23 protein-coding genes and 3 tRNA genes are annotated in these 26,182 nt (G+C 67.7%); 20 read left to right on the top strand and 6 right to left on the bottom strand.

The features are described from left to right. Positions 1-203: 203 nt before the first annotated feature. Positions 204-1,199, bottom strand: coding sequence for a tRNA lysidine(34) synthetase TilS (tilS, locus tag WYM_RS12335; protein ID WP_019181150.1), 996 nt, complete (start codon positions 1,197-1,199; stop codon positions 204-206). A 202-nt stretch (positions 1,200-1,401) separates the two neighbouring features. On the opposite strand from tilS, the gene ppa reads away from it, so the two are divergent. Beyond that, on the top strand, positions 1,402-1,935 hold the full coding sequence (gene ppa, locus WYM_RS12330; protein WP_019181149.1) for an inorganic diphosphatase: 534 nt from the start codon (positions 1,402-1,404) through the stop codon (positions 1,933-1,935). A gap of 68 nt (positions 1,936-2,003) precedes the next feature. On the opposite strand, the gene WYM_RS12325 is transcribed toward ppa, so the two are convergent. After that, on the bottom strand, positions 2,004-3,422 hold the full coding sequence (locus WYM_RS12325) for a M23 family metallopeptidase (RefSeq protein ID WP_019181148.1): 1,419 nt from the start codon (positions 3,420-3,422) through the stop codon (positions 2,004-2,006). Between the two features lie 219 nt (positions 3,423-3,641). On the opposite strand from WYM_RS12325, the gene WYM_RS12320 reads away from it, so the two are divergent. The 3 genes from WYM_RS12320 to WYM_RS12310 all read left to right on the top strand — a co-directional run bounded on the left by WYM_RS12320 (position 3,642) and on the right by WYM_RS12310 (position 3,968). Further along, positions 3,642-3,714 (top strand) — tRNA-Glu (locus WYM_RS12320). Positions 3,715-3,736: 22 nt separating this feature from the next. Continuing rightward, positions 3,737-3,810: transfer RNA gene (locus tag WYM_RS12315), tRNA-Asp, on the top strand. 85 nt (positions 3,811-3,895) lie between these two features. After that, positions 3,896-3,968, top strand: a tRNA-Phe gene (locus WYM_RS12310). 116 nt (positions 3,969-4,084) lie between these two features. Here WYM_RS12310 and WYM_RS12305 read toward each other — a convergent pair. Then, positions 4,085-5,179: a tyrosine-type recombinase/integrase gene (locus tag WYM_RS12305; RefSeq protein WP_019181147.1), complete on the bottom strand. Its 1,095-nt coding sequence runs from the start codon at positions 5,177-5,179 to the stop codon at positions 4,085-4,087. A gap of 307 nt (positions 5,180-5,486) precedes the next feature. Continuing rightward, positions 5,487-5,810: a helix-turn-helix transcriptional regulator gene (locus WYM_RS12300; protein ID WP_019181146.1), complete on the bottom strand. Its 324-nt coding sequence runs from the start codon at positions 5,808-5,810 to the stop codon at positions 5,487-5,489. Positions 5,811-6,442: 632 nt separating this feature from the next. On the opposite strand from WYM_RS12300, the gene WYM_RS12295 reads away from it, so the two are divergent. The 11 genes from WYM_RS12295 to WYM_RS12245 all read left to right on the top strand — a co-directional run bounded on the left by WYM_RS12295 (position 6,443) and on the right by WYM_RS12245 (position 16,974). Continuing rightward, complete coding sequence (locus WYM_RS12295) at positions 6,443-6,925, top strand: hypothetical protein (RefSeq protein ID WP_019181145.1); 483 nt, start codon at positions 6,443-6,445, stop codon at positions 6,923-6,925. Position 6,926: 1 nt separating this feature from the next. After that, a complete protein-coding gene (locus tag WYM_RS21145; RefSeq protein ID WP_019181144.1) occupies positions 6,927-7,538 on the top strand; it encodes a M23 family metallopeptidase in 612 nt (203 codons plus the stop codon). Between the two features lie 21 nt (positions 7,539-7,559). Then, on the top strand, positions 7,560-7,856 hold the full coding sequence (locus WYM_RS12285) for a hypothetical protein (protein WP_019181143.1): 297 nt from the start codon (positions 7,560-7,562) through the stop codon (positions 7,854-7,856). Positions 7,857-8,249: 393 nt separating this feature from the next. Continuing rightward, on the top strand, positions 8,250-9,332 hold the full coding sequence (locus WYM_RS12280) for a hypothetical protein (RefSeq protein ID WP_157525150.1): 1,083 nt from the start codon (positions 8,250-8,252) through the stop codon (positions 9,330-9,332). Further along, positions 9,329-10,822: an SCO6880 family protein gene (locus WYM_RS12275; protein WP_157525148.1), complete on the top strand. Its 1,494-nt coding sequence runs from the start codon at positions 9,329-9,331 to the stop codon at positions 10,820-10,822. The genes WYM_RS12280 and WYM_RS12275 overlap by 4 nt, the downstream gene beginning before the upstream one ends. Beyond that, complete coding sequence (locus tag WYM_RS20165) at positions 10,822-12,432, top strand: hypothetical protein (RefSeq protein WP_019181140.1); 1,611 nt, start codon at positions 10,822-10,824, stop codon at positions 12,430-12,432. Before WYM_RS12275 ends, WYM_RS20165 begins: the two co-directional genes overlap by 1 nt. 2 nt (positions 12,433-12,434) lie before the next feature. After that, positions 12,435-13,775, top strand: coding sequence for a MinD/ParA family ATP-binding protein (locus WYM_RS12265; protein ID WP_026059777.1), 1,341 nt, complete (start codon positions 12,435-12,437; stop codon positions 13,773-13,775). Between the two features lie 13 nt (positions 13,776-13,788). Beyond that, positions 13,789-15,615 (top strand): type IV secretory system conjugative DNA transfer family protein, encoded by a 1,827-nt coding sequence (locus WYM_RS12260; protein WP_019181138.1) that lies wholly within the window; start codon positions 13,789-13,791, stop codon positions 15,613-15,615. Next, entirely contained in the window at positions 15,612-16,007 is a 396-nt protein-coding gene (locus WYM_RS20160; RefSeq protein WP_019181137.1) for a hypothetical protein, read from the top strand. The genes WYM_RS12260 and WYM_RS20160 overlap by 4 nt, the downstream gene beginning before the upstream one ends. Continuing rightward, entirely contained in the window at positions 16,004-16,531 is a 528-nt protein-coding gene (locus WYM_RS21140; protein WP_019181136.1) for a hypothetical protein, read from the top strand. Before WYM_RS20160 ends, WYM_RS21140 begins: the two co-directional genes overlap by 4 nt. Then, positions 16,528-16,974, top strand: coding sequence for a single-stranded DNA-binding protein (locus tag WYM_RS12245; protein WP_019181135.1), 447 nt, complete (start codon positions 16,528-16,530; stop codon positions 16,972-16,974). The genes WYM_RS21140 and WYM_RS12245 overlap by 4 nt, the downstream gene beginning before the upstream one ends. A gap of 947 nt (positions 16,975-17,921) precedes the next feature. On the opposite strand, the gene WYM_RS20150 is transcribed toward WYM_RS12245, so the two are convergent. Together WYM_RS20150 and WYM_RS12230 are read right to left on the bottom strand one after the other, a co-directional pair. Beyond that, complete coding sequence (locus WYM_RS20150) at positions 17,922-19,430, bottom strand: sensor histidine kinase (protein WP_019181133.1); 1,509 nt, start codon at positions 19,428-19,430, stop codon at positions 17,922-17,924. Then, positions 19,427-20,161: a response regulator transcription factor gene (locus tag WYM_RS12230; RefSeq protein ID WP_026059776.1), complete on the bottom strand. Its 735-nt coding sequence runs from the start codon at positions 20,159-20,161 to the stop codon at positions 19,427-19,429. Before WYM_RS12230 ends, WYM_RS20150 begins: the two co-directional genes overlap by 4 nt. A 311-nt stretch (positions 20,162-20,472) precedes the next feature. On the opposite strand from WYM_RS12230, the gene WYM_RS12225 reads away from it, so the two are divergent. Genes WYM_RS12225 through WYM_RS12205 form a run of 5 tightly spaced genes read left to right on the top strand, consistent with a single transcriptional unit; the run spans position 20,473 to position 25,880 of the window. Further along, a complete protein-coding gene (locus WYM_RS12225) occupies positions 20,473-21,438 on the top strand; it encodes a phosphodiester glycosidase family protein (protein ID WP_019181131.1) in 966 nt (321 codons plus the stop codon). Further along, a complete protein-coding gene (locus tag WYM_RS12220) occupies positions 21,438-22,595 on the top strand; it encodes a glycosyltransferase (protein ID WP_019181130.1) in 1,158 nt (385 codons plus the stop codon). The genes WYM_RS12225 and WYM_RS12220 overlap by 1 nt, the downstream gene beginning before the upstream one ends. Then, the gene (locus WYM_RS20145; RefSeq protein ID WP_019181129.1) at positions 22,592-23,281 is read left to right on the top strand and encodes a DUF4956 domain-containing protein; all 690 of its coding nucleotides are present in this window, start codon (positions 22,592-22,594) and stop codon (positions 23,279-23,281) included. The genes WYM_RS12220 and WYM_RS20145 overlap by 4 nt, the downstream gene beginning before the upstream one ends. Beyond that, positions 23,278-24,159, top strand: a complete 882-nt coding sequence (locus WYM_RS12210; protein WP_019181128.1) for a polyphosphate polymerase domain-containing protein — start codon at positions 23,278-23,280, stop codon at positions 24,157-24,159. The genes WYM_RS20145 and WYM_RS12210 overlap by 4 nt, the downstream gene beginning before the upstream one ends. Continuing rightward, positions 24,141-25,880 carry a carbohydrate-binding domain-containing protein gene (locus WYM_RS12205; RefSeq protein ID WP_019181127.1) on the top strand — a complete coding sequence of 580 codons (1,740 nt, stop codon included), beginning with the start codon at positions 24,141-24,143 and terminating at the stop codon, positions 25,878-25,880. Before WYM_RS12210 ends, WYM_RS12205 begins: the two co-directional genes overlap by 19 nt. Positions 25,881-26,182: the final 302 nt, after the last annotated feature.

Genomic DNA, 26,182 nt, shown 5'->3' with positions numbered 1-26,182 from the left:
GTTGAGCCGTCGCAGGTGGCCGCGCGGTCCGCCGCGACACCGCCGGCTGCGACGGCTCGGCGACGCCGGGTGGCGCCGGGTGGCGCCGGGCGGCGGCGGGCGGCACCCGAGGTTCCGGCGACGCCGGCCGGGCCACACGCGAGTTCGGGGCGACGCGAGTCCAGGGGCGGGGCGGGATGGACGCCGCGAACGGGTGGGGCGGCTCAGCTCGCGGTGAACTCGAGGCGTCCGCCGACGCGGCGGGCACGGCATCCGGGAAGATCGATCGGGCCCTGCCCCGACCAGTCGGTGACCAGGCGAGCCACCTCGAGAGTCTGCGACCGCGTGAGGCTCTCGTGGAACTCGCTGGCGACCACGTGCCGGATGATGCGGTGACGCAGGGCAGCGGGATTCGCCGCGAGCGCCGGAACCGATACCGAGATGCCCGCCTCGGCGTGCTCGACGATGTCTTCGATCGTCTCGTCGATCATCTCGTCGAACGCGGCGGCGTCTTCGCGCAGCTGGGCCGCGGTCCGGGCGAGCGCCTCCGCGATCCCCGGACCCAGCTCGGCCTCCAGCACCGGCAGCACCCTCTCGCGCACGCGCACGCGGGCGAAGCGCGGATCCGCGTTGTGCGGGTCGTCCCAGACCTCGAGCCCCTCGGCAGCGCAGGCGGCACGGGTGACGGCGCGGCGCACGCCGAGCAGCGGGCGCAGCAGACTCACGCCGCCGAGGTCCCCGGCCTCGGCCATCCCCTGCAGGCTCGTCGCGCCCGCACCGCGTGCGAGCCCGAGCAGCACCGTCTCGGCCTGGTCGTCCAGGGTGTGCCCCACCAGTACCGCAGCCGCGTCGACATCGCGGGCGGCGTCTCGCAGCACGCGGTAACGGGCTTCGCGCGCCGCCCCCTCGGGGCCGCCGGCATCGCCGACCTCCACGCGGACGACGAGGGCATCGAGCCCCAGAGCCGTCGCCGTGCGCGCGGCAGCGGCCGCGGCATCCGCGGACCCTTGCTGAAGGCCGTGGTCGACCGTCAGTGACGCAGCGCGCAGCCCGAGTTTCGGAGCCTCGAATGCCGTGGCGGCCGCGAGCGCGAGGGAGTCCGCCCCGCCCGAGAGCCCGACGATGACGGTGGAACCCGCGGGAAGAGGGGTGAGCGCTGCACGCACGGCTCGGCGCACCTCGGCGACGGCGGGGTCCAGTCTGGGGCGGCGCTCTTCCACCCGCCCACCGTACCGGCCCGACTCTGTTCGCAATTCAGTCCCGCTGCGCGCGGGCAGACGCGCGACCCGCATACTTCCGGGGGCCCTGGCCCAGGAGCGCAGTCGTGCGGACTGAATTGCGAACCGCCTTGGCGGCTTCGACCCGCCCACCTCGGTGGCTAGGCTTGTCGCGGCATCCCCCCGTCTTTCGAAGGAGCACCAAATGGGCGCGTACGACGCCGTCATCGAGATCCCGCGCAACAGCAAGATCAAGTACGAGGTCGACCACGGCACCGGCCGCGTGTTCCTCGACCGGATCCTGTTCACGCCGATGGGCTACCCCACCAACTACGGCTTCTTCGAGAACACCCTCGGCGAGGACGGCGACCCGCTCGACGTGCTCGTGCTGCTCGACCACGATCTGGCCCCGGGCATCCTCGCGAAGGTCCGCCCCGTCGGCGTGCTGAAGATGAGCGACGAGGCCGGCGGCGACGACAAGGTGGTCGCCGTGCTCGCCAAGGACCCCCGCTGGGCACACATCCAGGACGTCGCCGACATCCCGGAGTACACCCGCAAGGAGATCGAGCACTTCTTCGAGCACTACAAGGACCTGGAGCCCAACAAGTGGGTCAAGGTCGACGAGTGGGGCGGCGCCGATGAGGCCGAGCGCCTCGTCTCGGAGGCCTTCGACCGCTTCGCCGAGCACGAGGGCGAGACCCGCACGCAGGGCGAGGGCGTCGCGCCGAGCACGATCTGATTCACCTCGAGAATGCGAGAAGCGGATGCCGTCGGCATCCGCTTCTTCGTTTGTCGAGGTGGTCGCGGTCAGACGCCGACGCCGCGATCCGCCATGAAGTAGATCGGGTTCGTCGTGCCGCCGTTGACGTAGACCTCGAAGTGCAGGTGGCAGCCGTAGGAGTTGCCGGTGTTGCCCTCGCTGGCGATGAGCTGCCCCGCGCTGACCCACTGGCCGTAGCCGACGAAGATGCCGCCCGGGCGGATGTGGGCGTAGCCCGTGCCGATGCCGCCGCCGTGGTCGATCTTGACGTAGTTGCCGTAGCCGCCGTTGTAGCCGGCGTAGACCACGCGGCCCGCCGAGGCGGCGTAGATGCCGGCACCGCAGCCCGCGGCGAGGTCGACGCCGTGGTGGAACGAGCTGGAGCAGCCGTTCTGCCCACACGTCTGCGAGCGGGGCCCGTAGCCGGAGCTGCGCCAGCCCGACGACGGGCGAGCCCAGCCGGATCCGACGACACCGCCGCCGTTTCCTCCTCCGCCTCCGCCGCCGCCGCCTCCCCCGCCGCCTCCGCCGCCACCGGCGGCCGCTTCGCGGGCGATGCGTTCGGCCTCGGCTCTGGCTGCCGCTTCGCGCGCAGCGCGTTCGGCGGCTTCGCGCTCCTTGCGGATGCGCTCACCCTCCTGGTACGCCGCGACGGTCTTGGCGGTGGTGTCCTGCAGGGCGGCCAGCTGCGCCTCGAGCTGGCCACGGTAGGCGTTCTGCTCCTCGAGTGCCGCCTGTGCTTCGTCGGCTGCGGCCTGCGCCTGAGCCATCTTCTCTTCGGCGATCTTCTGGAGCCGGTCGCGTTCGACGCGCTGCACCTCGGCCTGATCGGTCAGGCTCCGGGCCGAGTCCCGCGCCGTGATCGCCTGGGAGTACACCGCTTGGTTGCGCTGGACGAGCTTGTCCATCGTGCCCAGTCGCGCCAGCAGATCGTCTGCAGAGGCCGCGGACCCGGCGAAGAAGAGTTCGAGCGAGGTGTCGTCACCGCCGTTGCGGTACAGCTGCGCGGCGACGCGACCGGCCTTGTTGGCCGCATCGAGCGCCGCGGTGGCCTGCTCATCGGCCTGCTGCTGCAGCTGGTCGGCGCGCAGCGCGGCGTCGAAGTACTCCTGCTGCGCGACATAGAACTCGTCGGCGGCCTGGCGGGCCGCCTGCTGCTTGGCGGCGAGGTCCGCCTCCATCGCGGCGATGATGCCCTGGATCTTCGCGACCTCGGCGGCCTTGGCGGCTTCGTTCGCCTTCGCGGCCTCGACCTCGGGCCACGACGGATAGTCGGCGGCGAACGCCGGTGCGACGAGCGGCCCGCCGAACGCACTGACAGCGGCGAGGCCGAGAACGCCGAGACCCAGCGCGCTGCGCCGGCTCATCGCGGGCCAGAGAAGGCGGCGCTCACGGGGCGTCGGCGCACATCCGCAGTCGGCGGGGTCGGCAGTCAAGGACTGCGCGGCGGCGTTATCGTCGTCCACCCGGTCCTCCCCTCGCCTCGTCGACTGGTTTCACACTAGCAACATCAGTCACAGGCGCAACCGGTTCTTCGACGCGTTCGACCGCCGCTTCAGACAGCGATCTCCTCGTCAGTCTGAACCCGGCACGGACGCGGCACAAGGAGGACGCGCCCTCGATTGGTGAATTCCAGGACTATTGCGTATGCTTGACCCTCGGTGAGTGAGCCCCCGGGTTCACCCGGCCCCATCGTTTAGCGGCCTAGGACGCCGCCCTTTCACGGCGGTAGCACGGGTTCGAATCCCGTTGGGGTCACGCCCTATAATTGAATAATCATGGCCCTGTAGCGCAGTTGGTTAGCGTGCCGCCCTGTCACGGCGGAGGTCGCGGGTTCAAGTCCCGTCAGGGTCGCTCCAAGCGACGGGCCCTTTTTCGAGAGGGCCTTTCGTCTAGGACGCGGCAAGCACGCCCGATTCGTCGGGAACGGATGCCGTGAGGCTCTGTAGCTCAGTTGGTAGAGCGTTCGACTGAAAATCGAAAGGTCACCGGATCGATGCCGGTCGGAGCCACTGGGACCCTCATCTGGCTTCTACAGGTGGGGGTTTCTTCATTTCCCGCGGAATCACTGGGATCCCGGCGAATTGCTCGCTCGGATCCGCCACTCACGGATGGCCATTCTGCGCGCTCAGACGGCTCGGCCGAAGCCGTCGCCACTCGGCTTTGCCCACGGATTGCCCACGACTGAATCTCGCGCAGCCCGATCGAGTGCGATCGAGACGGACGTCAGGTCTTCGGGGAACAGGTCGGCGTACACATCGAGCGTCATGGCGGCCGACGCGTGTCCAAGCATCCGCTGGAGGATCTTCACGTTCGCGCCAGCAGAGATCGCGAGGCTCGCTGCTGTGTGGCGCAGGTCGTGTGGGGTGATCTGCGGGAAGCTTTCCGACGACGCGACGTGAAGCCGTGCGACCGCTGGCGCGAACACTCGACGTCGGAAGTTCCCTCCGCGGAGCACTGTGCCCTCGCGGCCGGAAAAAACGAGGTCGTGGCGACCCCCCCTCGTGACATGGCTGTCCATGCCCTCGTCCAGCAGCGACGGGTAAGGCACCATGCGTTGTTCGTGCGTCTTCGGCGAGCCCCACACCAACGTGCCTCGAACTTCAGCGACAGCCCGACGCACGTGCACCAAACGCTTCGCGAGGTCGATATCAGCCGGCCGTAACGCCGCGGCCTCGCCCCAGCGCAGCCCGCTGTAAGCGAGGAACCTAACCAGCGTGCCCCAGTCGCCCGCCTCGTCCGCCAGCTCGTGAACCTCCCCGTGACTGAGGTAAAGCCGTTCCGACTTCGACAGTCTGGGAAGCTCGATGTCGGTGGCGACATTGCGCGATAACCGCCCGTCGCGCACCGCAAACGCCAACGCCCCCGACAACGCGAGGTACACCTGTCGCGTCGACGACGCCGAGAGTGTCGCCGACAAGCGAGCGACCCACGACTGGACTTCGGCGTGATCGATATCGACGACGCGCATGGCGCCCCACTGGGGCAGCACATGCTTGTCCAGCGAGTTCCTATAACCCGACCGCGTCGAGGGTTTCACCCGGATCTTGCTGTCGTACCATGCCTCAGCGATCTCGGCGAAGCGAACCCTCGAGCGAGCCGGGTCGATCCACTCGCCGCGAAGCTTGGACGTCTCAATGGTAGCGAGGAAGCTCTCCGCCTCCCGCTTCGTGCGGAACCCGCGCTTGTCCGTCTGCGTGTTGTCGGGTCGTCGGTACCGCACTCTATATCGGCGTCCCGCCTTGGATTCGTACGATTCGACACTTCCCACGCAGGCATCTTATTTCTTTCATGCGCAACGGATCTAGAGTTACGCAGAATACCGGCGTAGCTATCCGCATTACATCACTATCCGCAGGAGAGAGAGGTAGCCGCCACAGCTCGAGGCGACAGTCGCACGACCAACGCTCGCGCGAAGGACGAGGCTGCGCACCTCGAACAGGCTTCGACCGGTCGGAGTTCCGCCCCGCCACGCGGAGCCGCCTCGCGGTCCCCACGGCAACACCCGCAATAGGTTCGCAGCGGTCGACCTAGAACTCCCCGATTGCCATTCCGAGTCGGAGATACAGGTCGGTTACGGCCTCGTTGTTCACGCGGTACCGCACCCATACGCCGCCCCGCGGTTGAGCATCGCTCATGGGCGGGTCGGCGATGACGAGGCCAGCGGTCTCCAGTTCTACGAGACGGGGCTGGATGGTGGTGGGGCCGAGCGCGAGCGCATCACAGATCGGCTTCATTGTCGTATTGGGGTTCGCGCGGACGTACCGCAGGATCGCGGCCTTGACGAGATTGCCGAGCAGAGCGATCGGCTCTGCGGCATCTTCGGAGCCGGCGGGTTGCGCGAGTCGAGGCATGGCGACATTGTCTCCTATGGGTCGATCCGCCGTCCACAGAACCATCCTGTTTAGCAGTGTGCATATCAGCCGTACTGCTGTACAGTGTGGTTCATGAGCGAGGCAGTGGACATTGAAAAGCTGGCGTCACAGCCGGTACCGATGCCCCTGTCCCCCGAATGGTGGACAGACGCCAGCCTGATCGGACGAGTAATATCTCCCGCCGCACACCGACAGTCGATTGCCTCCTCCACAGTCCCCCACGTGGGGGCAATATTCCACACACTCCTGATTTTGGGGTGCTCCCGGGCCCGTCTCGTGCATAGACTTCCGGCACGGCGACCGTCCCCCAGCGTTTCTCGCCAGTGCACGGTGGCCGTCCTGATCAGGAGGGCGGACCAGTGACGAACCCAACTTCTGGACGCCGCGGGCTCGCTTGGGCGATCGTCGGCGGATTGGTCCTGCTAGCAGGGATCGTCGCGATCGTCGTGAGTTCCCTTTGGGCTCAACCCGCGCTCTATCCGACGAGTCCTACATCAGCCTCACCAAACACTTCCAGTCCCGCTCTCCCCTCTTCCGAGGGCGGTGATGTCGTGGATCCGGCAGTCGCCGAGCGAGGTTGGCTACCGGAGCCCATCACATCCGATCGCGAAGTGTACATTCGTGCCGCCCTGGAGGCGGCGGCCACATTCGACACGCAGAAGAGCACCCGGGAGGAGTGGCTCGACTACCTCGACACCTGGTTCACCCCCGACACGCGCTACACCTCCGAAGCCGACCAGCGAGCTGCGATGACCGAATCTCAAGGTCTACTTCGACAAGCGGTGGTCCTGCCCAAGGAGGAGTGGGAGTCCCTCGCGAGCGAGGACGGCCGCGTTGTCGCGGCGACGACAGGTGATCTCGTCTACGTGCCGGTCACGGACGACACGACGGGCGACATGTCGATCGGCACGTCGGATGTGACGTTGACGTTCACGCGCTCGGATGGAAGCGGCAGTGAGACGTCCTATGAGGAGCGGGTGCGGGTGAGTGTGCAGGTGCTGTGCGGTCCAGGCTCCGTACCGACCCCGGATTCTGCGCAGAAGGCGGGCGATTGCAAGGTGGTCCGCTACTTCACGGAGCCGTTGGAGCCCTGAGATGGGAGCCCCGGTGATCGCCGCCGCAGCCCTCAACTCGAGGACTGGCCGGAAGATCCTGGCAGGGGCAGTGCTCATCATCGTGCTCGTGATCGCGGTGCTGATCAGCCCGCTGATCGCGATCCCATTCGCCGTTGCGGGCGGCGCCGTTGGCACGATCCCCACCGAGGGCAACGCCGCCCCCGCCGCGAGCGGGGAGTGGGGGTACCCGCTCAGTGGTGGCTATTCGAAGGGCCGCGGGTTCGGGTACAACCCGGTGATTGGGTGCAGCTACTGCTCCACCAATCACCAGGGCTATGACATGGCGCAGGGCTGCGGAGCAACCATCTACGCCGCCGGCCCCGGACAGGTCATCACCGCGGGGTCGTGGCAGGGATACGGGAACGCCGTCCGCATCAATCACGGGGATGAGCTCGTCACGCTCTACGGGCACATGCAATGGGGATCACTACAGGTCTCGGTCGGCGAGCAGGTCGCCGCGGGGACACCGCTGGGGGCAGAGGGCAACACCGGCAAGTCGTTCGGGTGCCATCTGCATTTCGAAGTTCAGAAGTCCGGAACTCCGGTAGACCCGGAGTCGTTCATGGCCGGTGTCGGCCTCCAACTGAAGTAGAAACCAGCAAGGAGCAGCCCCATGCGCACGCACATCGTCCCGGGTGATGTCACGGTCCCCGACATCCAACCGGACTTCTCCGCCCCGTTCTTCCAAGGCTTCCAAGTCATCGCGTCCTACATCCTCGCCGGCGCGATGCTCGTGGTGCTCATCATGCTGATCATCGCCGGCGCCGCCCTCGCCTTCCGCGGGCTCGCCAGCGACCGGGTACGGACGTGGGCGGGCGAGAACATCCTATGGATCTTCATCGCCGCCGCCGTCCTCGGCGCCGCCTCCGGCCTGTTCGCCTGGTTCGTCAACTTCGACTTCGGCTTCTGATGAACACCCCCGGCCTCCTCCGAATCGGCCTCATCGTCGGCATCGCTCTCGTGCTCGGTCCAGGCACGGGGGCACACGCTGCCGCAGCTGACCACGGTGCGACCGTGTCGATGGAAGCTGTGTCCGGAGAACCCTGGTCAGCTCCGGCCTTCCCGGTCGACTGCCAGAGCTCGAGCGGGCAAGTCACCTGTACTCCTACCAACCCGCAGGAGGTCGCTGCGCAGCAGTGCTTTATGGGGGGTTTCCCTCGGGGGCGAACGCGGAACGGTTTGCACAACCTTCGAAAGCCACGTTCAGGCGATCCAAGCAGACGGCGGAACTCCCCTTGTCGTGAAGTACGGGTGCAGTCTCGGGGATGCGGTCTGCCTGACGTTCGAGAACGCGGGGCGCGGGATGGCGTTGGCGGCCACCGGGGTGATGTTCCTGGTGGCTGACAACATGCGGTTCGATACGTCGACGTTGTTGTGGACGGCGGCGGTGGAACAGTGGTCGTTCTGGCAGTGGGCCATCTTGATCATCACGTTCGGGGCGATGGTGTGGGCTGTCGCAGCCGCGGTGGTCTCCGGTGACCGTGACGAGCTGGTGGGCGCGCTGGTGCGGTCGTTCATCGCGATTCCGGCGGTTCCGATCATGCTGTGGTTGACCGGGCACCTGTTGAACGCGGTCGATGAGATGACGTGGTACATCCTCAACGGTGACGGGCCAGCCGGCATCTACTCGACGTTGCAGTCGGTGATGTGGGCCGGTGGGCAGGCGAACTACTTCTTCGCATTTCTCATCCACGGTTTGCTGATGCTGGGCATGTTCCTGCTGATGCTGGTGTTCGCGTTCCGCAACATCGTGCTCGCCGCGCTCATCATGGTAGGCCCGGTCGCGTGGATGCTGTTCCCCGTGCGCAGTATCGGCCCGCAATGGGTGGTCCGATACGTGTCCGCGGTAATCGTGCTGCTGCTGACCGGACCGCTCACGATCGGGTTCGTCACCCTGATCATCAACGGGCTTGCCTCGGTGAAGACGATCTGGAACCCGCAGTCCTGGCCGCTGCTAGTGGGGCTGGTGTTGGTGGCGTTCGCGCCGTTCGCGATCTTCGGGCTGTTCAGCTTCGCCGGCGCTGTCGCTGCCGACGGTGTGGGATCGCGGCTCGGCTCGCACGGCGGCCGGATGGCCACCAGTGGTGCCCGCGGGGTCGCGGGCATCCCCACCCGCCTGGGCGGTCTCCCCTCCGGCATCCGTCCCTCCGGCACCGGACCCTCCCCGACCGGACCGACCGCGAAGCCCGGCGCCTCCCGCCCAACGACGGCGAACAGTCCACGCGGCGCGACGTCGCCGGCGCAGGGCGGTTCATCGGCACACGGCGGCAACCGCGCGTCCGCCTCGTCCGCTTCCGCCTCGTCACCCACAGCCGCATCGGCCACGCCGCGACCAGCCTCCACATCGACACCGCAACCGCCTCGCCCTGAGGGGAGCCCGTCATGACCACCACCCCCGAGTTCGTTCGTCCGGTGCGGTTGCCGCGCCGGTCACGGCAAGGCGTCGTCATGGGCATGGACCCGTGGCAGCTCGCCTTCCTCGCCGCCGCGGCGGGGACACTCCTGGTGTTCGTGAACCGGTTCGGTCCCCTCGGGCTTCTCTATGGGGCGCCGATCTATCTCGGGTTCGGGGTGACCGCGCTGACGAGTATTCATGGGGTGTCGACGCCGCGGATGGCGGGGCTGTGGCTGATGAAGCAGGTCCGGCAGGCGGCCGGGGCGACCACCCACACCTACCGTCCCGAACGTCCGCAACTGGTTGGCACGCTCAACCTGCCCGGCACCCGCGCGTCCATTCAGCTGTGGGACTCGGACGGCATGGCCGCCGTGTATAACCCGCACGACCGGTCCCTGTCGGTGATCGCGGAACTCGAGGTGCAGGGGTTTCTGATGCACGACCTGCCCGAGCGGTTCGACCTGGCCGAGCAGTTCGACCGGGTGCTCGGCCCGTTCACGCAACGGCCGGGGGTGAAGCGGGTGACGTTGCAGGAACGCACCCTGCCGACCACCATCCGCGCCGCCCGGGAACACTACGACACCGTCCGCCGCGTCCGGGACCTGAACCCCGACTCCCCCGTCGCCCACAACTACCAGGACGTGATGGACCGGTCCGAGCGGTTCGAAGTCGCCCATCGCAACTACCTGATCCTCACCCTCGACCTGGTCTCCCTCGGCTCGCAGCTCAAAGCGCTCGGCGGCGGCAAGGATGCGATCGTGTCGTTGGCGCAGATCGAGGCCGGAAACCTCGCCGACGCGCTCACCGCCGCGAAGATCAAAGTGCGTCGCTGGCTTTCCCCGAGGGATGTGGCAGCGCTCGGCAGGCTGGCGTTCGATCCGGAGTTCGCGGCGATCGTGCAGAACCGTCCCGCCCCGGTCACCGGGGTGGACCCGGTCGCGATCGGACCGATGTTTCTGGATGAGCCGAAGGGCCGCAACGGGATCGTGATCACCGACTCCGGTGTGCACTCCACGATGTGGGTGCACGAATGGCCCCGCTCCGACTCCCCGGTGGGGTTCCTCTCCCCGGTCGTGTTCGCCCGGCACCCGAACACCGGGGAGGCGATCACCCACATCTTCTCCATCGTCCTCACCCCGATGCCGGTGTCGAAGGCGCTGAAGCGGATCCGGGATGAGAAGAAGGTGTGGCGAGGAAACGAGAAGCTGCGTGCCAAGCGGGGGGCGGACGGGTCGGCGGCGGATGCCGCGGACTGGCGGGCGCTGGAGCAGCAGGAGCAGGAGATCGCGAATGGGCACGGCGAGTTCCAGTACGGCGCGTACCTGACCGTCACCGCCGCCGACGAGGAGCGCCTGGACCAGGCAATCGCGGGGATGCGCAACGCGTTGTCGCGGGCGGGGATGGAGGCGCAGATCCTTTACTGCCAGCAGGCGGAAGCGCTGATGGTCAACGCCATCCCGGTCGGGTTGGGGATGAAGTGATGGCCCGCCACGCCGCCACCTTCACCCCCACCGGCCTCACCCGCCGACAGAAACGCGACCTGCAACGCCAGATCGCGGAAGCCCAACAGGAGGCCACACCCACCCGTTCTTCGCGTCGGGACCGGTCGGTTCCCGAGGCGGCGGTGCCGGGGCCGTTCGGGCCCGGGATCACGCAGGGCGGGTACTGGAATCTGGCGAAGGCGTGGATCCCGGCGCATCAGGCGACGTCGCAGCACATCGCCGGGATCTACCCGTTCGTCGCCGACTCTGGTCTCGGCCACCGCGGCCCGATCCTGGGTGTCGACCTGAACGCGGACGCGCTGTGGCACTTCTCCCCGTGGGAGGCGTACGTCGATTCCACCGAACGCGGCACGTTCTCCACCAACATCCTGGTGCTCGGCGCCTACCGGGGTGGGAAGTCTGCCACCGTGAAGACCCTCGTCACCCGTTCCATCGCGTTCGGGCAGCAGGTCGTGGTCCCCTCCGACCCGAAAGGCGAATGGGTCACCGTTGCCGAAGCGATCCCTGGTGGCCGGGTGATCCGCCTCGGCGGTGGTACCGGCACCCGGCTGAACCCGCTCGACCGGGGTCCGCGCCGCACTGGGACAACCGATGAGCAGCACGAGCAGATGGTCAAGCAGCGCCGCATCGGCACCCTCATAGCCCTCATCGAGATGACCCTCGGACACCGGCTCACCGCGGTCGAGCACGCCGCTATCCTCGACGCCCTCGACCGGTGCATCGAACGCACCGGCGACCACCCGACCCTCCGCGGTGTGTATGAGGAGCTGGGGCGCCTGGCAGGGGAGACGGATGCCGCGTTCCGCGCGGCGGACGGCGCGATCCAGCCCCGGTTCGTGCTGCGCCGGCTCGTGGAAGGTGACCTGTCCGGTCTGTTCGAAGACGAATCGACAGTCGAGTTCGACCAGGACGCGCCCATCGTCGTCACCGACACCAGCGAACTGTTCGCCCGCGGCGACCTCGCCGCCCAGCTGACCCAGGTGTGCTCCACGGCCTGGATCCAAGCCGTCATTTCCGACCGCGGCGCCCGCCGCACCCGATACGTGGTGCGAGAGGAAGGGTGGCGGGACATGACAAGCCTGTCCTCGCTGCAGATGTTTCAGCAGTGGCTGAAATTGTCCCGGCATTACGGGATCAGCAACATCGTCATCCTCCACAAGATGGGCGACCTGGACGCCGTCGGCGACGACGGCTCCCTGGAACGCTCGCTCGCGTACTCGATCGTCGGGGATATCGAGAACAAGTTCATCTTCCGCGTCAACCACCAAGAACAAACCGCGCTCCGCACCCGGCTGAACCTCCCCGCCCCGCACGTGGAGATGGCGAGGCAGCTGCGTAAGGGCGAGTTCCTCGCCTACGTCGGCCAGTACTCCTACCTGGTGGACTGCTTCGCCACCTCCACCCCCTGGGAGTACGAACTGTTCGCCACCGACGACGCCGTGAGCCCCGCCGACCATGACGACGCCGCGCTGCGGGTCATCGACCCCGACGAGCTCGACGCCCTCTGGCCCGAGGCTACCGAGCCTGCGGATCAGAGCGTTCGTGGGTGGTTGCAGCCGCCCGCCCGTGACCTGACCGAGGAGCTGTGAAGATGAGCATCGCCACCCACCCCCGCACCTACGCGACGGTCACCGGCCCGCACGCAACCTTCGTCACTCTCGACGGTCACGCCGAATCCGTCACCCCCACCGCTGATGAAGACATCCGCCAGGCCGTGGTCCGCCGCGCCACCGACGAGGCCCGCCGCTCCGGCACCGCGATTGAACTGGTCACCTCCGGCGACCGCGGCGAACACCACCTCCTCATCGACCCCGCCGGCTCGACCACCCCAATCACTCGCGGACCCGATCTGGAGCCGCGCGGACGCGCGAACTTGGATGTTGGCGATGAGGATCTCGACGACCCGGAGCTCGGTCCCGACAGTGCTGATGACATTGCGCTGTTTAGAGAGGAGGTGAGGGTACCGACTCCGCAGCCGGGCAACCGTCGCGCGGACGCCGACCCGGCTACGGAGTCTCCCGCCCGCCCGACCTTCCTCACTGATGCACCTGTTGTAGGCGCTCGGCCGACAGGGTGGCGCGGCGTCCTCGCCGGCCTCGGGCTCACGGTGAAACCGTCCCCGGCAGAGCAGCGGCGGGCGAAGGACAAGGCGGTGGTGTCTCGGCAGTGGGCCGGGTGCCGCACCGTCGCGGTGGTCAACGGCAAGGGCGGGGTCGGTAAGACGATGACCACAGCGATGCTCGCCGCGGTCTACGCCCGGGAGGGCGGTGGGAACGTGCTGGCGTGGGATAACAACGACACGCGTGGCACCCTGGGCTGGCGCACCGAGCAAGGCCACTACGACACCACGCTTCGCGACCTGCTCCCCGTCGCGCAGCACCTGCTTGCGCCGCTGGCGGGGGTGTCGGAGATCGCCCGGTTCGTGCACCACCAGACCGCCGACCGGTACGACGTGCTCCGCTCCAACCCGGAACTCCTCGCCACCGACCAACGCATCCACGCCGCCGACTTCGACCGGTTGATGCAGGTGGCGGCACGGTTTTACCGGATGGTGATCTTCGACTCCGGCAACGATGAATCCGCGCAGCGGTGGCTGCGGATGATCGACAACTCGTATCAGCTCGTCATCCCGACCATCGCCACCGCCGAATCTGCCGAATCCGCCGCACTCCTCCTGGACGCGCTCCGTGGGCGGGATCAACGCTCCGCGGCGCTCGCGGACCGTGCCGTAGTGATCGTCACCCAATCCGAACCCGCCGGCGCCGCGCAGACGCGGTTTATCGCGGACGGGTTCGCCGGGCATGTCCGCGCCGTTCACACCATTCCCTTCGACCCCGCCCTCAAAGCCGGGCCGCTCCGGTTCGACACGCTCCGGCCCCGCACCCGCGGCGCCTGGCTCGCTGTCGCCGCCTCCGCCGCCGAAGCCCTCTAGACAGGACCGACCAGTGAACCAGGGCATGATGGGCAAAGCAGCCGCCGTCATCGTGGCGGCCGGGCTGCTGCTCGCCCTGGCGTTCGGGTTCCTCACCGAAGCGCTCACGCAACTGGTCTGCGGCGCCCGCCCCACCCCCGATCACCTGTTCGCCGGGCTCGTCGTGGCTGTCACCGGCAACCCCGCCGGCTACACCGCACCCGAGGGATGCCCGATCCCGGTCACTGTGATCCGGATCGTCGATTTCCTCGCCGTGCTGCTGGCCGCCGGGTTGGTGGTGTGGGTGCTGGTCGCGGTGCGTCGGTATCGGGAGTCGGACCGAGCGTTCATCACCGACTTGCGCACCCGCCCGGGATTCGCCACCAGCTCGGAGATCCGCGACCACCTCTCCGCCAAGGCTGTGCTTCGCCGCGCCACCCAATTGCGGCCCGATATCCGCAAGCCGACCGCCACCGACGTCGGCTGGCGGGTCGGTCGCTCGCGCGGCCAGGACGTGTACGTCTCCATCGAGGATTCCGTTGCCCTCGAGGGCCCACCTCGCTCAGGCAAAGGGTACCGGGTGCTGATCTCGGCGATCCTGGACTGGTCCGGCCCTCTCATTACTACCTCCACCACGAACGACAACCTCACCGCGACGATGCGGATGCGGCAGACCCGCGGCACCGTGCACGTGTTCGACCCGCAAGGCCTCACGGGAACTCGTCATCCGCTCCGGGTGTCCCCGATCGCGGGCTGCGAAGATCCCCTCGTCTCGATGCAACGCGGCGCGGCGATCATCACTGGCACCGCCCTGGGCACCTCCCGTAGCAACGAGGAATGGGCGCAAGCCTCCGGCGTCGTGCTCGGCCGACTACTACACGCCGCCGCCGTCGGCCACAAGTCGATCGCCGAGGTGTATGACTGGGGCACCAGCCCCGCCCAAACCCGCGACGCCGTCGACATCCTCAAAGCCGACGGCACCCCCGGGTGGGGCGACAGCCTCGACGCCACCATCAGCGGCGACGAGAAACTCGTCTCCTCCATCTGGTTCGGGGTACAAGGCGCCGTCGCACCCCTCGCCGTCCCCCAGATCCGCGACGCCCTCATGCCCCGCCCCAGCGACCCGGTGTTCCACCCGCGGCAGTTCCTGGAATCCGCCAATACCCTCTACCTGATCGGGTCCTCGTCCGGCGCCTCCGCGATGGGCGGTTGGCTCGGGGCGGTGCTGGATGACATCGTGGAAGTGGCCCGCACGACAGCACTCGCCTCCCCCGGATCCCGCCTCACCCACCCGCTGGGGTTGATCCTGGATGAGATCGCGAACATGTTCCGGTGGGGAAACCTGCCCCGCATCATGGCCGACGGCGGCGGCCGGGGCATCTGCACCTTCATCGTCCTGCAAGCCCTCTCCCAAGCGGAAACCTCCTGGTCCCGCGCCGAAGCGGACACCATCTGGGCCGCCGCAACAGCGAAAGTGCTCCTCGGTGGCGCCAGCCACGTCGACCACCTTCGCGACATCGAATCTCTCCTCGGCAGCCGCGACACCCACCGGCACCAACGCTCCTGGTCAACCCGCGAGACCGGGCACTCCACCAGCGAGCACCACGAACGCCGCCCCCTGATGTCCGTCGACGAGATCCGCCGCCTCCCACCCACCACCGGACTCCTCGCCTACCGCAACCGCCGCAGCGTCCTGCTCGATTTGGCCGGCTGGGACGAACGCGCCGACGCCCACGCCATCAAAACCGGCAAACGCGAAACCGAACAAGAACAACAACGCGTCTTCGACACCAACCCCCGGACCTCCACAGTTCCGGAGTCCGAACCTGCGGAGCCGGCCGAGGCGGTGACCGAGGAATGAGCAACCGTCGCCGCCCCGCCCTGTTCAACGTCTACCGCAACGAGTTCCTCCGCTCCCCGGCCTGGTTCGCCCGCCGCGACCGATGGTTCACCCACCACGCCACCCTTAGCGAGCGACTCACCTGTGCCGGCTGCGGCCGCACCGCGACCCGTGCCGAGCTCGAGCTGCACCACCTCGACTACCGAGGCGTAAGGCTCGACGACGGCCGGTGGCGGGCTGGGGAGGCGGACGAGGACCTGGTGGCGATGCACCCGTACTGTCACGACCTTCTGCACCGACTCATCGACCGCGACGCCCTCCTGGCACGTGGCCGCACCCGCCGCACCGCCAACCACCTAGCCCTCCAACGGCTACGCCTCGCACTCCAGCCGACCGACGGGAGCACGCCGTGACGGACCTGCCACCGCCCCCGCCGGACCCGGACGACGACATCGCGAACGACATGACCGGTCACGACCCGACCAACCGCTACGGGCCGTCGGACCCGCTCGGTGCGCACATCATCAACTGGCGCAGCCTGCCCGACCACAAAGCCCGAGCCGCGTGGAACGCGCTCCGGGCATGGGTGGAATGGTTCACCGTCCGCTACCGCATCTCCGAATCCGTCGTGCCACCCTGCTGGTACAAGCACGGACAACTCGTCGAAGAACTCTCCGCCCTCCACACCGCGCACGTTGTCGCGTTCGACACCACCGACAGCGGCTACGGGCCCATTGGATGGCACGAACGGCTCAGCCTCGCCCTCCCCCGCCTGAACAAGGCGTACTCCGGCGGCTGCGCCCGCGGACACGACGCCCGCAGCCCGCGCTCGTGGGAAGGAACCGTGGATGAGCAGGAATGGGACGCGTGGACCAGACAGGCCCACGCCCACCGAGACACCACCCCCGGTGTCTCCCACAGGAAGGAAGAAGAATGACCACCAGAATCCCCGTCACCATCGAGGGCAACCTCACCGGTGACCCCGAACACGGCGCCGCCGAATCAGGCAACGAATATGCCCGGTTCACCGTCGCCGTCAACGACCGGCGCCTCAACGAAACCACCAACCGGTGGGAAGACGTCGGCACCGTGTTTCACCGCGTCGTCGTATTCAACCAGCAATCCCGGCACGTCGCCGACTCGCTCCGCAAAGGCGACTCGGTGATCGTCGCCGGCGACCTCCGGTTCGGGACCTACATCGACAAAGAGAGCGGACAAACCCGGGAGTCGCGGGACATCGTCGCGGACAACGTCGGTGCGTCGCTGAAGTTCGCGGACGTCAGCGTCGAGCGTTCCCCAAAAGCTAACGGCCCCGCAGCACACGCTTCGGGGCCGTTAGCGGTACCGGCCTCGTACGCCAGCACCGAAGTGTCACGCTGACCTGAACCAACAAGCAAGCGGGGCGAGAGACACTGTACTCCCGCCCCGCTTCGCTGCCCGCCGAGGTCTAGCCGCGCGGGAATCTGCTCAGGACTTGCATGATCTCTCACGCCAGTTCGAAGGACGGCGAGCATGGTTGCTTGCATAACAGCACCCGCTACCGCCTGTGGGACTGGGGGTGGCGGTGGCCGGCAGCGTCTCTCAGGTGCTCGGTGACAGTCTTAGCCCAGGTGAGCCAACGGACCGATTCCTCCGAGCGGAGGTCGGGCGATGTGTCGAGCAATTCGAAGCGTCGTAGCAAAACCCCGCCGGAGTCCAAGTCGCTGCGCAGCGTTTCGACGATCACACGCCGAACGCCAGCCAGCCCCCTAGTGTCTTCGGCGGCCAGCCGGGCGCGAAGCCGCTCGATGTGAGCATCGAAGTCAGACCGGACAATCTCCGCTTCGGACGTGAAGTAGCGAAAAAACTCGTCTTGCTGATACCCGCCTTTTCGGCGGTTATCGCGATCGTCGCGCCCGCGCAGCCGTGTTCGAAGAAAAGCTCGACGGGAGCCTCCGCGACTGCTCACCGCGAGGAGGCGGGAGGACGTCCGCGCTGAGCGACTTTGCCCATGATGCCAGCGTAAGGGGGTGGATACCTCGAGCGCTGAGGCCCGGGCAAGTCAAGGACCGACCGGCAACTGCCCCGTAACGAGGTGGATGCTCCTGAACGATGCGTGGCCGCTCACGCATGATGGCCGAATGATCGTAGCGGGCAACCTCGGCGCTATCGCTCGAAGCCCGCAAGCTGGAGAACGAGATCGCTGGTAGGTGCCGACGGGGCTGATGTTTCGTGCGTCATCACTGGCGCGGCACCCGAGTGTCGCTCGGAATGCTCAACGTGCTCACCGGGTAGGATCAAACTTTGCTGAGGCACGTAACAGGGCAGATTTCATCGCTCGGTGCGGTTCACGGAATCTGTGTGATCCCGATAACGCGCGCGCTCAAGGCGGCGCAGTTGTGGCCACGCCGGCGGAGCGGCAACCGCACTGTGAAGGTGGTGTTGCCCGGTTCGCTGTCGACCGTGATGGTGCCGTTGTGGGCGGCGACGATGGCGTGTGCGATGGACAGGCCCAGTCCGGTGCTGCCAGAGTCACGGTTACGGGAGTGATCTCCTCGGGCAAAGCGCTCGAACAGCCGGTCGCGAACGTCGGGGTCGATGCCTGGCCCGGTGTCGTTCACGCGGATGATCGCGTGAGTGTCGTCGACCGAGAGCGAGGTGGTGACGACGGTTTCCGATGGTGTGTGCGTACGGGCGTTGCGCAAGAGGTTGGACAGCACTTGCCGGAGGCGGTTCTCATCGCCTGGGACGATGACCTCGTCTGCGACCTCGTCCAGTCGCCACTGGCGGGTGGGATCGGCGGCGTGCGCGTCGCTGACTCCGTCGATGACGAGCAGTGGGAGGTCGACGCTGTCCTGACGCAGGGACTGGCCGGCATCAAGTCTTGCGAGTAGGAGTAGGTCATCGACGAGATCCGCCATGCGGGCGGATTCTGCGGAGATCCGGTCGAAGGAGCGCTCTTGGGTGGGCGTCATCGGTGCAGCTTCGGCCTGGGAGAGCTGCGCGTAGCCGCGGATGGACGCGAGAGGGGTGCGTAGTTCATGGCTGGCGTCGGCGATGAAGCGACGAAGTTGCTCTTCGCTGTGCTGTCGCGACGTGAGGGCGTCCTCGACGTGACCGAGGAGGGTATTCAGTGATCTCCCGACACGTCCCACCTCCGTGTCAGAATCCGTGTCCGCCACCTCCACTCGGTCCGGGATGTCGACTTCGCCGTCCGCTAGTTCGCGGGTGGCCACGCGGTCGGCGACGGCCGCCACCCGGCTCAGCGGACGAAGGCTCCGGGTGACCACCACAGCAAGACCGATGAGGATGAGAAGGAGCGTCAGACCCGACACCGTAAGGAGGATGAGGGCCAGCGCGGTGGTGGTGGCAGTGACATCCTCGACCGAGGCCCCGGCGATGACCGTGTTGCCCGCCTGGGACTCCGACACGACTCGGAACACACCTAGTTCCGGGCCGAGGTCGACGGTGGCGGGCACACCGTCGGTGAGAGAGGCCGACTGCAGGATGTCCGCCTGCGCGTCGGTGAGGGTGGCCTCCTCGCCGGTGTCGGTGACGTAGGCCGACTCACGAACGGAACCGTCTTCGTCCAGGAACACCTGCAGCGAGCCGACCCGCCCGGCTGGGCCATCGTCGTTGGAGAAACCGTCGGGTTGCTCCGGTCCCCCATCGCCCGCGGGGCCTCCGGGTCCCATCGCCCGCCCGAGCTCCTCGACCACCTGCGCATCCAGGCGCTCATAGACGAACGTCTGCAGGGCCACCGTGGTGAGAATGCCCGCCACGAGCAGACCGAGCGCGACCAGAGCACCGGTGCCGACGACCAGTGTGCGCCGCAGCGTCCACCGCCGCCTGCTCATGAGCTGGACTTGATGGTGTAACCGACCCCTCGCACCGTGTGGATCAGAGGCTCGCCGAGCGTGTCGACCTTCTTCCGCAGGTAGGAGATGTAGATCTCGACGACGCTCGAATTGCCGCCAAAGTCGTAGCTCCACACCTGATCCAGGATCTGCGCCTTGCTGAGCACCCGGCGAGGGTTCTGCATCAGGTACCTCAAGAGCTCGAACTCCTTCGCCGTCAGCTTGACCGGGGTCCCTCCTCGCTCCACCTCGTACGTGTCCTCGTCAAGCGTGAGGTCCCCTACATGAAGTCGGGGATCCTCGTCGGCGACCGCGGCAACGTACCTGCGCGCCATGCCACGGAGCCTGAGAACGACCTCCTCGAGGTTGAACGGCTTGGTCACGTAATCGTCTCCGCCCGCCGAGATTCCCGCGATGCGGTCCTCCACGGCATCCTTCGCAGTCAGGAGGAGAACAGGGATGTCGTTGCCGGTCGCACGCACGCGGCGAAGCAACTCCAACCCGTCGAGCCCGGGCATCATCACGTCGAGGACCAGCAGATCCGGCGAGAACTCGCGGATGACGTTGAGCGCCTCCTGCCCGTTCCCGGCGGTGCGCGCATCCCAGCCCTCATTGCGCAGCGCCATGCGCAGCAGCTCGCTGAGGTTCGCCTCGTCATCCACGACCAGCGCGCGAATCGGCGACCCATCCGGCCTGGTAAGCGGCGCCGGTCTGGGGGCTGGGACTGTCATGGTTCTAGCTTCCCGGTTTCGTATCTGTTGGTCCAATGTCCGGTCGGGTCACGCGCCACGTCCGTCGAGGGTGGTGGCGGGCGGCGCCGAACGGATCTCTCGCTACCGTGCGGGCATAACCTTCACGCTTCCTATGAACCGCCTAAAGCGAACGTTCGAAGTTCGAAGGCTTCCAGTGGGCTTGTCCTCGTCAGCGCGCCCAACCCGACCATCCGACTCTGCATTCGTGCAAATGCCGGTGTTCCCGGGCTCAATGCCGGTTCATAGGTCTGGGCAATGGCCGCTTTAGGTCCGACCCGTATCCATAACGCATGGACATGAAGACACGAACCCGGAACACCTTGATTACGTCCGGTCTCGTCGTCGCCCTGACGGGCGGTGGCGCGGCCGCGTGGGCTGCCGACCGCTTCCTCGTCGAGCACGTCGAGATCGCCGATGTGTCGGAGTACGAAGCGCAGAACTCCACGACGGATGAGACGTCGAGCGCCACCACCGAGGCGACCGAGACGACGGAAACGACGGAGGCCACCGTCACCGACACCTCCTATACAGACGGCGAGACGTCGGTCACGGTCAGCACGGTCACCGAGGGTTCCGGGGATGACACCGTCACCTACTACGTCGCCGACGTGGTGCTGTCGGATGCCACGACGCTGCGGAGCGCCTTCGCGAAGGACCAGTTCGGTGAGAACATCACCGAGCTCACCAGTCAGATCGCTCACGACAACGGGGCGATCTTCGCGGTCAACGGCGACTACTACGGGTTCCGGGACACCGGGATCGTTATCCGCAACGGCGTCGTGTACCGCGACGAACCGGCGCGCGCGGGGCTCGTGTTCTACACGGACGGCACGGTCGAGGTGTACGACGAGACCGCGACGAGCGCCGAGGAGCTGCTCGCCGCCGGTGCGTGGAACACTCTGAGCTTCGGACCGGCCATCGTCGAGGACGGCGCCGTCGTGGACGGCATCGAGACGCAGGAGATCGACACCAACTTCGGGAACCACTCGATCCAGGGCGACCAGCCGCGCACCGCGGTCGGCGTGATTGACGAGAACCACCTCGTGTTCGTTGTCGTCGATGGCCGTCAAGAGGGGTACAGCGCCGGGGTCACCCTGACTGAGCTCGCGGACATCATGACCGGCCTCGGCGCGACCACCGCCTACAACCTCGACGGCGGCGGCTCCTCGACCATGTACTTCAACGGCAAGGTCGTGAACCAGCCTTCCAACGGTGGCGAACGCGGCACCAGCGACATCCTCTACGTCGCGGGGTGATGACCATGATTGTGCTGATCCCCGCCTACGAGCCCAGCGCGCGACTCGAGCCGGTCGTCGCGGGACTTCTCGACGCGGATTCAGATCTCGAAGTCGTCGTGGTCGATGACGGCAGCGGACCCGGTTTCGCAGAGACGTTCACCCGAGTCGAGGCACTCGGAGCGAGGGTGCTGCGCCACAACAGAAACCGGGGCAAGGGGGCCGCGTTGAAGACCGGCCTGGACTACGTGACGGCGATGCATGCCGGGGACGACGTCGTGACGGCGGACGCCGATGGTCAGCACACCGTGCACGACATCCTGCGCGTCGCCGACGCGCTCCGCGAGGACGCCGCCGTCGGCACTCCGACGCTGGTGCTGGGTTGTCGCTCGTTCACTGGCCGCGTCCCGGTGCGCAGTCGAGCGGGGAACGCGCTCGCGCGCGCCGTGTTCCGGCTTGCGGCCGGGTGGAGCCTGACTGACACGCAGACCGGGTTGCGCGGCATCCCGTCCGATCTTCTCGGGTGGGTGCGTGATCAGCCGGGCGAACGGTTCGAGTTCGAGCAGAACGTGCTGCTGCGCTGCCGCCGCGACGGCGTGACGACCCGTGAGATCCCGATCGAGACGGTGTATCTCGAAGGCAACGCGTCCAGTCACTTCCGCCCCGTCGTCGATTCGGCGCGCGTCGCTCTGCCGCTCGTGCTGTTCGCCGGCTCGTCGCTGCTGGCGTTCGCGGTCGACACGGTGGCCCTGCTCATCCTCAACGCGCTCACCGGCCTCCTCATCCCGTCGATCGTCGCGGCCCGCATGTTGAGCGCATCGGTCAATTTCGTCGTCAACCGTCGCATGGTCTTCCGCGGCTCGATGGCCTCACCAGCCGGACGGGGCGGGATGCCAGGTCAGGCACTGCGGTACGCGTTGTTGGCAGTCGCACTGCTGGCGTCCAACGTCGTGTGGCTGGAGGCGCTGACCGGATTCGGCATCCCCCTGATCGCCGCGAAAATCGCAACCGAAGCCGTGCTGTTCGTCACCAGCTACGGCGTGCAACGCAGCTTCGTGTTCCGTGGCGCGGAGGACCGCCGTCAGTTCAGACCCGCCCCAGATACCCGTCCAAGCAACCACCAAGGTGCCGCAACTGGGATGGAATCCGAACACTTCGCCATCAGGAGGAACCCATGACCACCAGCGCGCTGATCCTGTTCGGTGTCGACCTCGCCGCCGCAACCATCCTGAGCCTCGGGCTCTACTACCGCCGGCACCGCCGCCGCGACCTCGTCGTCGCATTCATGGGCGTGAACGTCGGCGTCATGGCCGTCGCCGCCGTGCTCGGCACCGCGGAGGTGGCGATGGGACTCGGACTAGGGCTCTTCGGGGTGCTGTCGATCATCCGACTGCGCTCGTCCGAGATCTCGCAGCGCGAGGTCTCGTACTACTTCGCAGCGCTCGCGATCGGACTCCTGTCCGGCCTACCGCAGACCGATCCCTGGCCCGTGGTCGGACTCATCGCGCTCATGCTCGCCGTGCTGTGGGCCGCGGACCACCCCGCGCTGCTGGCCCGGAGCCGACACCAGATCGTGCGGCTGGACCGTGCGGTCAGCGACGAAACTGTCCTGCGCGCGGAACTCGGGCAGCGTCTCGGCGGCACCGTCACGTCCGTCACCGTGCAAGAACTCGATCTGGTCAACGACACCACCCTCGTAGACGTCCGCTACCGAATCGACCGGGCCCGGACGCGCCGGATGTCGCGCACCGTGACCACGACGACGGACGCGGCCGCCACGCGCACACGTGCCGTCCCACCTGCCACCGCCGCGTCCGGCGCGGCCGTGGTCTCAGACTCGAACCTCGCGGAGGCACGGCGATGATCGCGCTCGACCGTTTCGACCCGGTGTCGCTCACGGAGATCGTGGCGGAGGCGTCCCTTCTCACGCGGGTGGACCGCAAGTACGTTGTCCCCCGCGAGGATCTCTCGGCCGTGCTCGCCGGACTCGATGAGGGCACCCGCGTGCTCGAGATGGACGGTGCGCGGGACTTCGCATACGAGTCGGTGTACTTCGACACTCCCGACTTGCTGAGCTTCCGGATGGCCGCGCAGCCCCGGCGACGCCGCTTCAAGCTCCGCACGCGCAGCTACCTCGACACCGGATCGTCCTACCTCGAGATCAAGACACGCGGGGCCCGAGGCACCACCGTGAAGGAGCGCGACGAATATGATCCGCGGCGACGCGGCGAACTCACTCCCGACGCCCGCGACGATGTCGCCGATGCACTCGCCACGATCGGAGTGGCATCACAAAGGGCCCAGGAGCTCGACGCGACGCTTATGACCCGCTACCGCCGCGCAACGCTCCTCGCCCCCTACGGTGCGGGGCGTGCGACCATCGACACCGCGCTGGAGTGGATCGAGGCGGACGGCCACGGCTTCACGCTCCCGCGACTCGCGATCGTCGAGACCAAGTCCGGGTCGAGCGCGTCCGCCGTTGATCGGCTGCTGTGGCGATCTGGGCACCGCCCCGCCACGGTCAGCAAGTACGCGACCGGACTCGCCGCAATGCACCCCGAACTGCCCCGCAACCGCTGGGCGCGCCTACTGCGCGGGCCGTTCGCCGACTTCCAAGACTCACATCGCCCCGTCCACGCCCGACTGACCACGCTCACTGCACCGACCGGCCCAATGGCCGCCGCACGAACCATTCCGATCCCGACCCGAATCGAGGACGCATCATGCTCCGACGCCGCCTGACACTAACCGCCATTCCCCTCTCCGTCGCCGCACTCGTGCTGGCCGGCTGCGCCACGCAGACCGCCGCGTCGTCGTCCACCTCAACCACGACCGAGGACACCACCACCGTCGAAACGACGGCCGTCGTAGACTCCGATCTGACCGCCGACGCCGTGCTCGCCGCAAACGCCGACGTCACCGTGGTGAGTGACGACGAATGGTCCGAATCCGACGCCATCGACATCACCCTCAGCGGCTCGTCCGCATCGTCCGACTCCGACGCCGTGACCGTCGACGGCACCACCGTCACGATCACCCAAGCCGGCGTGTTCCGCCTCTCCGGCTCGCTTGACGGCCAGGTCGTCGTCGCCGCACCCGAGGACGCGCAGGTCGTGCTGATCCTCGACGACGCCGACATCTCCGCATCCGACTCCCCCGCCATCACCGTCACCACGGCTGACGACGTCGTGATCGCCCTCGCCGACGGGACGACGAACACCGTCTCCGACACGTCGTCGTACGCCGACGACGCCGGGGCGAACGCGGCGATCTACAGCGACGCCGACCTCACCATCACCGGCTGGGGCACGCTCGAGGTATCGGGCAACGGCAACGACGGCATCGCAAGCACCGACGACCTCGTCATCCTGTCCGGCCAGATCACCGTCGACGCGGTCGATGACGCGCTGCGTGGCACGGACTCGCTCACCGTCGCCGGCGGGACGCTCGCACTCGATGCCGGCGGCGACGCCCTCAAGAGCGACCAGGACGAGGACGCCACGCAGGGCTTCATCGTCGTCTCGGGCGGCGACCTGACCTCGACCAGCGGCGACGACGGCCTGGCCGCGACGACGGATGTCGTCATCACGGGCGGCACCGTCGATCTGGTGGCGGGGTCGGACGCCTCCGCGGCCGATGCCGCTCCGAAGGGCGTGTCGGCGGGCGTGGTCGCGGTGATCGAGGGCGGCGACGTCACGATCGACTCGGCCGACGACGGCGTGCACTCCGATGGCTCGATCGGAATCGGCGGCGGCACCGTGACGGTCAGCGCCGGCGACGACGGCATCCACGCCGAGCAGTCGCTCGAGCTCCGCGACGGCGACGTCACCGTCACCGACTCCGTCGAGGGACTCGAAGCCGCAGCCGTCGCCGTCTCGGGTGGCACCGTGGATGTCACGGCGAGCGACGACGGTGTAAACGCCGCGAGCGGCACCACGACGACCAGTCAGGGCGGCATGGGCGGTGGCGGCGAGGCCGACACCGGCGAGACTCTCACCGTCTCGGGTGGGACCCTGCGGGTGGTCGCCGGTGGCGACGGCCTTGACTCCAATGGCTCGATCTCGTTCACCGGCGCTACCACCACCGTGGCCGGGCCGAGCTCAGCCGGCGGCGAGGGCGCAGTCGACGCCAACGGCGACATCGTCCTCGACGGCGGTGAAGTCTTCATCGCCGGCAGCGTGCTGGTCGCACCGACCGGCGCGCAGCAATGGGTCGCCGCAGCGGCCAGCGGGTCGGCGGGCGACACGGTCGAGGTGGCGGATGCTTCAGGCACCACCATCGCCTCGTTCCAAGCCGACCAGTCCTTCGCCGCCGTCTTCTACAGCGGCCCCGGCATCACGGACGGCGGCAGCTACACCGTCACCCTGAACGGCTCGGCGGCGGCCACCGTCACGGAAGGCACGAACGTGACCTCCGCGATGGGCGGGCCCGGAGGCGGTGGCGGTGGTGGCCGGCGACCCTGAACGCCCTTGAGCAAGCCTTCACGTTCCATGTCCCCTGCGGCGGAGAGACCCCACCCCATCAGGGCCTAGGGGGCGTGAACATCGCCTGGGGTGAGTGCGCCGGAAGCTCTCACCCCGGCGTCCACCCGGCGCTCGTCTCCGCCAAGGTGGATACCGAGGAAGCCGACTCACAGGCGCGCGGTCAGCCCGGAGCAGCTTTCACGCCGCATCGCGTTCGACACGGCGGGCAAGCCCGAGAGCCTGGGCAACAGCGGGCACGCGTCCCTTCTGAAGGGCCACCGACAGCGCACCTGGCGCGATGA

Origin of the sequence: Microbacterium yannicii PS01 (genome assembly GCF_000304335.1) — a bacterium.
Classification (GTDB): Bacteria; Actinomycetota; Actinomycetes; order Actinomycetales; family Microbacteriaceae; genus Microbacterium; species Microbacterium yannicii_A.
The sequence above is the reverse complement of the archived record's forward strand: the minus strand, read 5'-3'. Positions and strand labels throughout refer to the sequence as shown.

Bases quoted from the DNA above. Each gene is read 5' to 3' on its own strand.
- ppa (WP_019181149.1), top strand. From the start codon at position 1,402: ATGGGCGCGTACGACGCCGTCATCGAGATCCCGCGCAACAGCAAGATC.
- WYM_RS12300 (WP_019181146.1), bottom strand. From the start codon at position 5,810: ATGCCTCGACTCGCGCAACCCGCCGGCTCCGAAGATGCCGCAGAGCCG.
- WYM_RS21145 (WP_019181144.1), top strand. From the start codon at position 6,927: ATGGGAGCCCCGGTGATCGCCGCCGCAGCCCTCAACTCGAGGACTGGC.
- WYM_RS12285 (WP_019181143.1), top strand. From the start codon at position 7,560: ATGCGCACGCACATCGTCCCGGGTGATGTCACGGTCCCCGACATCCAA.
- WYM_RS12280 (WP_157525150.1), top strand. From the start codon at position 8,250: ATGGCGTTGGCGGCCACCGGGGTGATGTTCCTGGTGGCTGACAACATG.
- WYM_RS12275 (WP_157525148.1), top strand. From the start codon at position 9,329: ATGACCACCACCCCCGAGTTCGTTCGTCCGGTGCGGTTGCCGCGCCGG.
- WYM_RS20165 (WP_019181140.1), top strand. From the start codon at position 10,822: ATGGCCCGCCACGCCGCCACCTTCACCCCCACCGGCCTCACCCGCCGA.
- WYM_RS12265 (WP_026059777.1), top strand. From the start codon at position 12,435: ATGAGCATCGCCACCCACCCCCGCACCTACGCGACGGTCACCGGCCCG.
- WYM_RS20160 (WP_019181137.1), top strand. From the start codon at position 15,612: ATGAGCAACCGTCGCCGCCCCGCCCTGTTCAACGTCTACCGCAACGAG.
- WYM_RS12245 (WP_019181135.1), top strand. From the start codon at position 16,528: ATGACCACCAGAATCCCCGTCACCATCGAGGGCAACCTCACCGGTGAC.
- WYM_RS20150 (WP_019181133.1), bottom strand. From the start codon at position 19,430: ATGAGCAGGCGGCGGTGGACGCTGCGGCGCACACTGGTCGTCGGCACC.
- WYM_RS12230 (WP_026059776.1), bottom strand. From the start codon at position 20,161: ATGACAGTCCCAGCCCCCAGACCGGCGCCGCTTACCAGGCCGGATGGG.
- WYM_RS12225 (WP_019181131.1), top strand. From the start codon at position 20,473: ATGGACATGAAGACACGAACCCGGAACACCTTGATTACGTCCGGTCTC.
- WYM_RS12220 (WP_019181130.1), top strand. From the start codon at position 21,438: ATGACCATGATTGTGCTGATCCCCGCCTACGAGCCCAGCGCGCGACTC.
- WYM_RS20145 (WP_019181129.1), top strand. From the start codon at position 22,592: ATGACCACCAGCGCGCTGATCCTGTTCGGTGTCGACCTCGCCGCCGCA.
- WYM_RS12210 (WP_019181128.1), top strand. From the start codon at position 23,278: ATGATCGCGCTCGACCGTTTCGACCCGGTGTCGCTCACGGAGATCGTG.
- WYM_RS12205 (WP_019181127.1), top strand. From the start codon at position 24,141: ATGCTCCGACGCCGCCTGACACTAACCGCCATTCCCCTCTCCGTCGCC.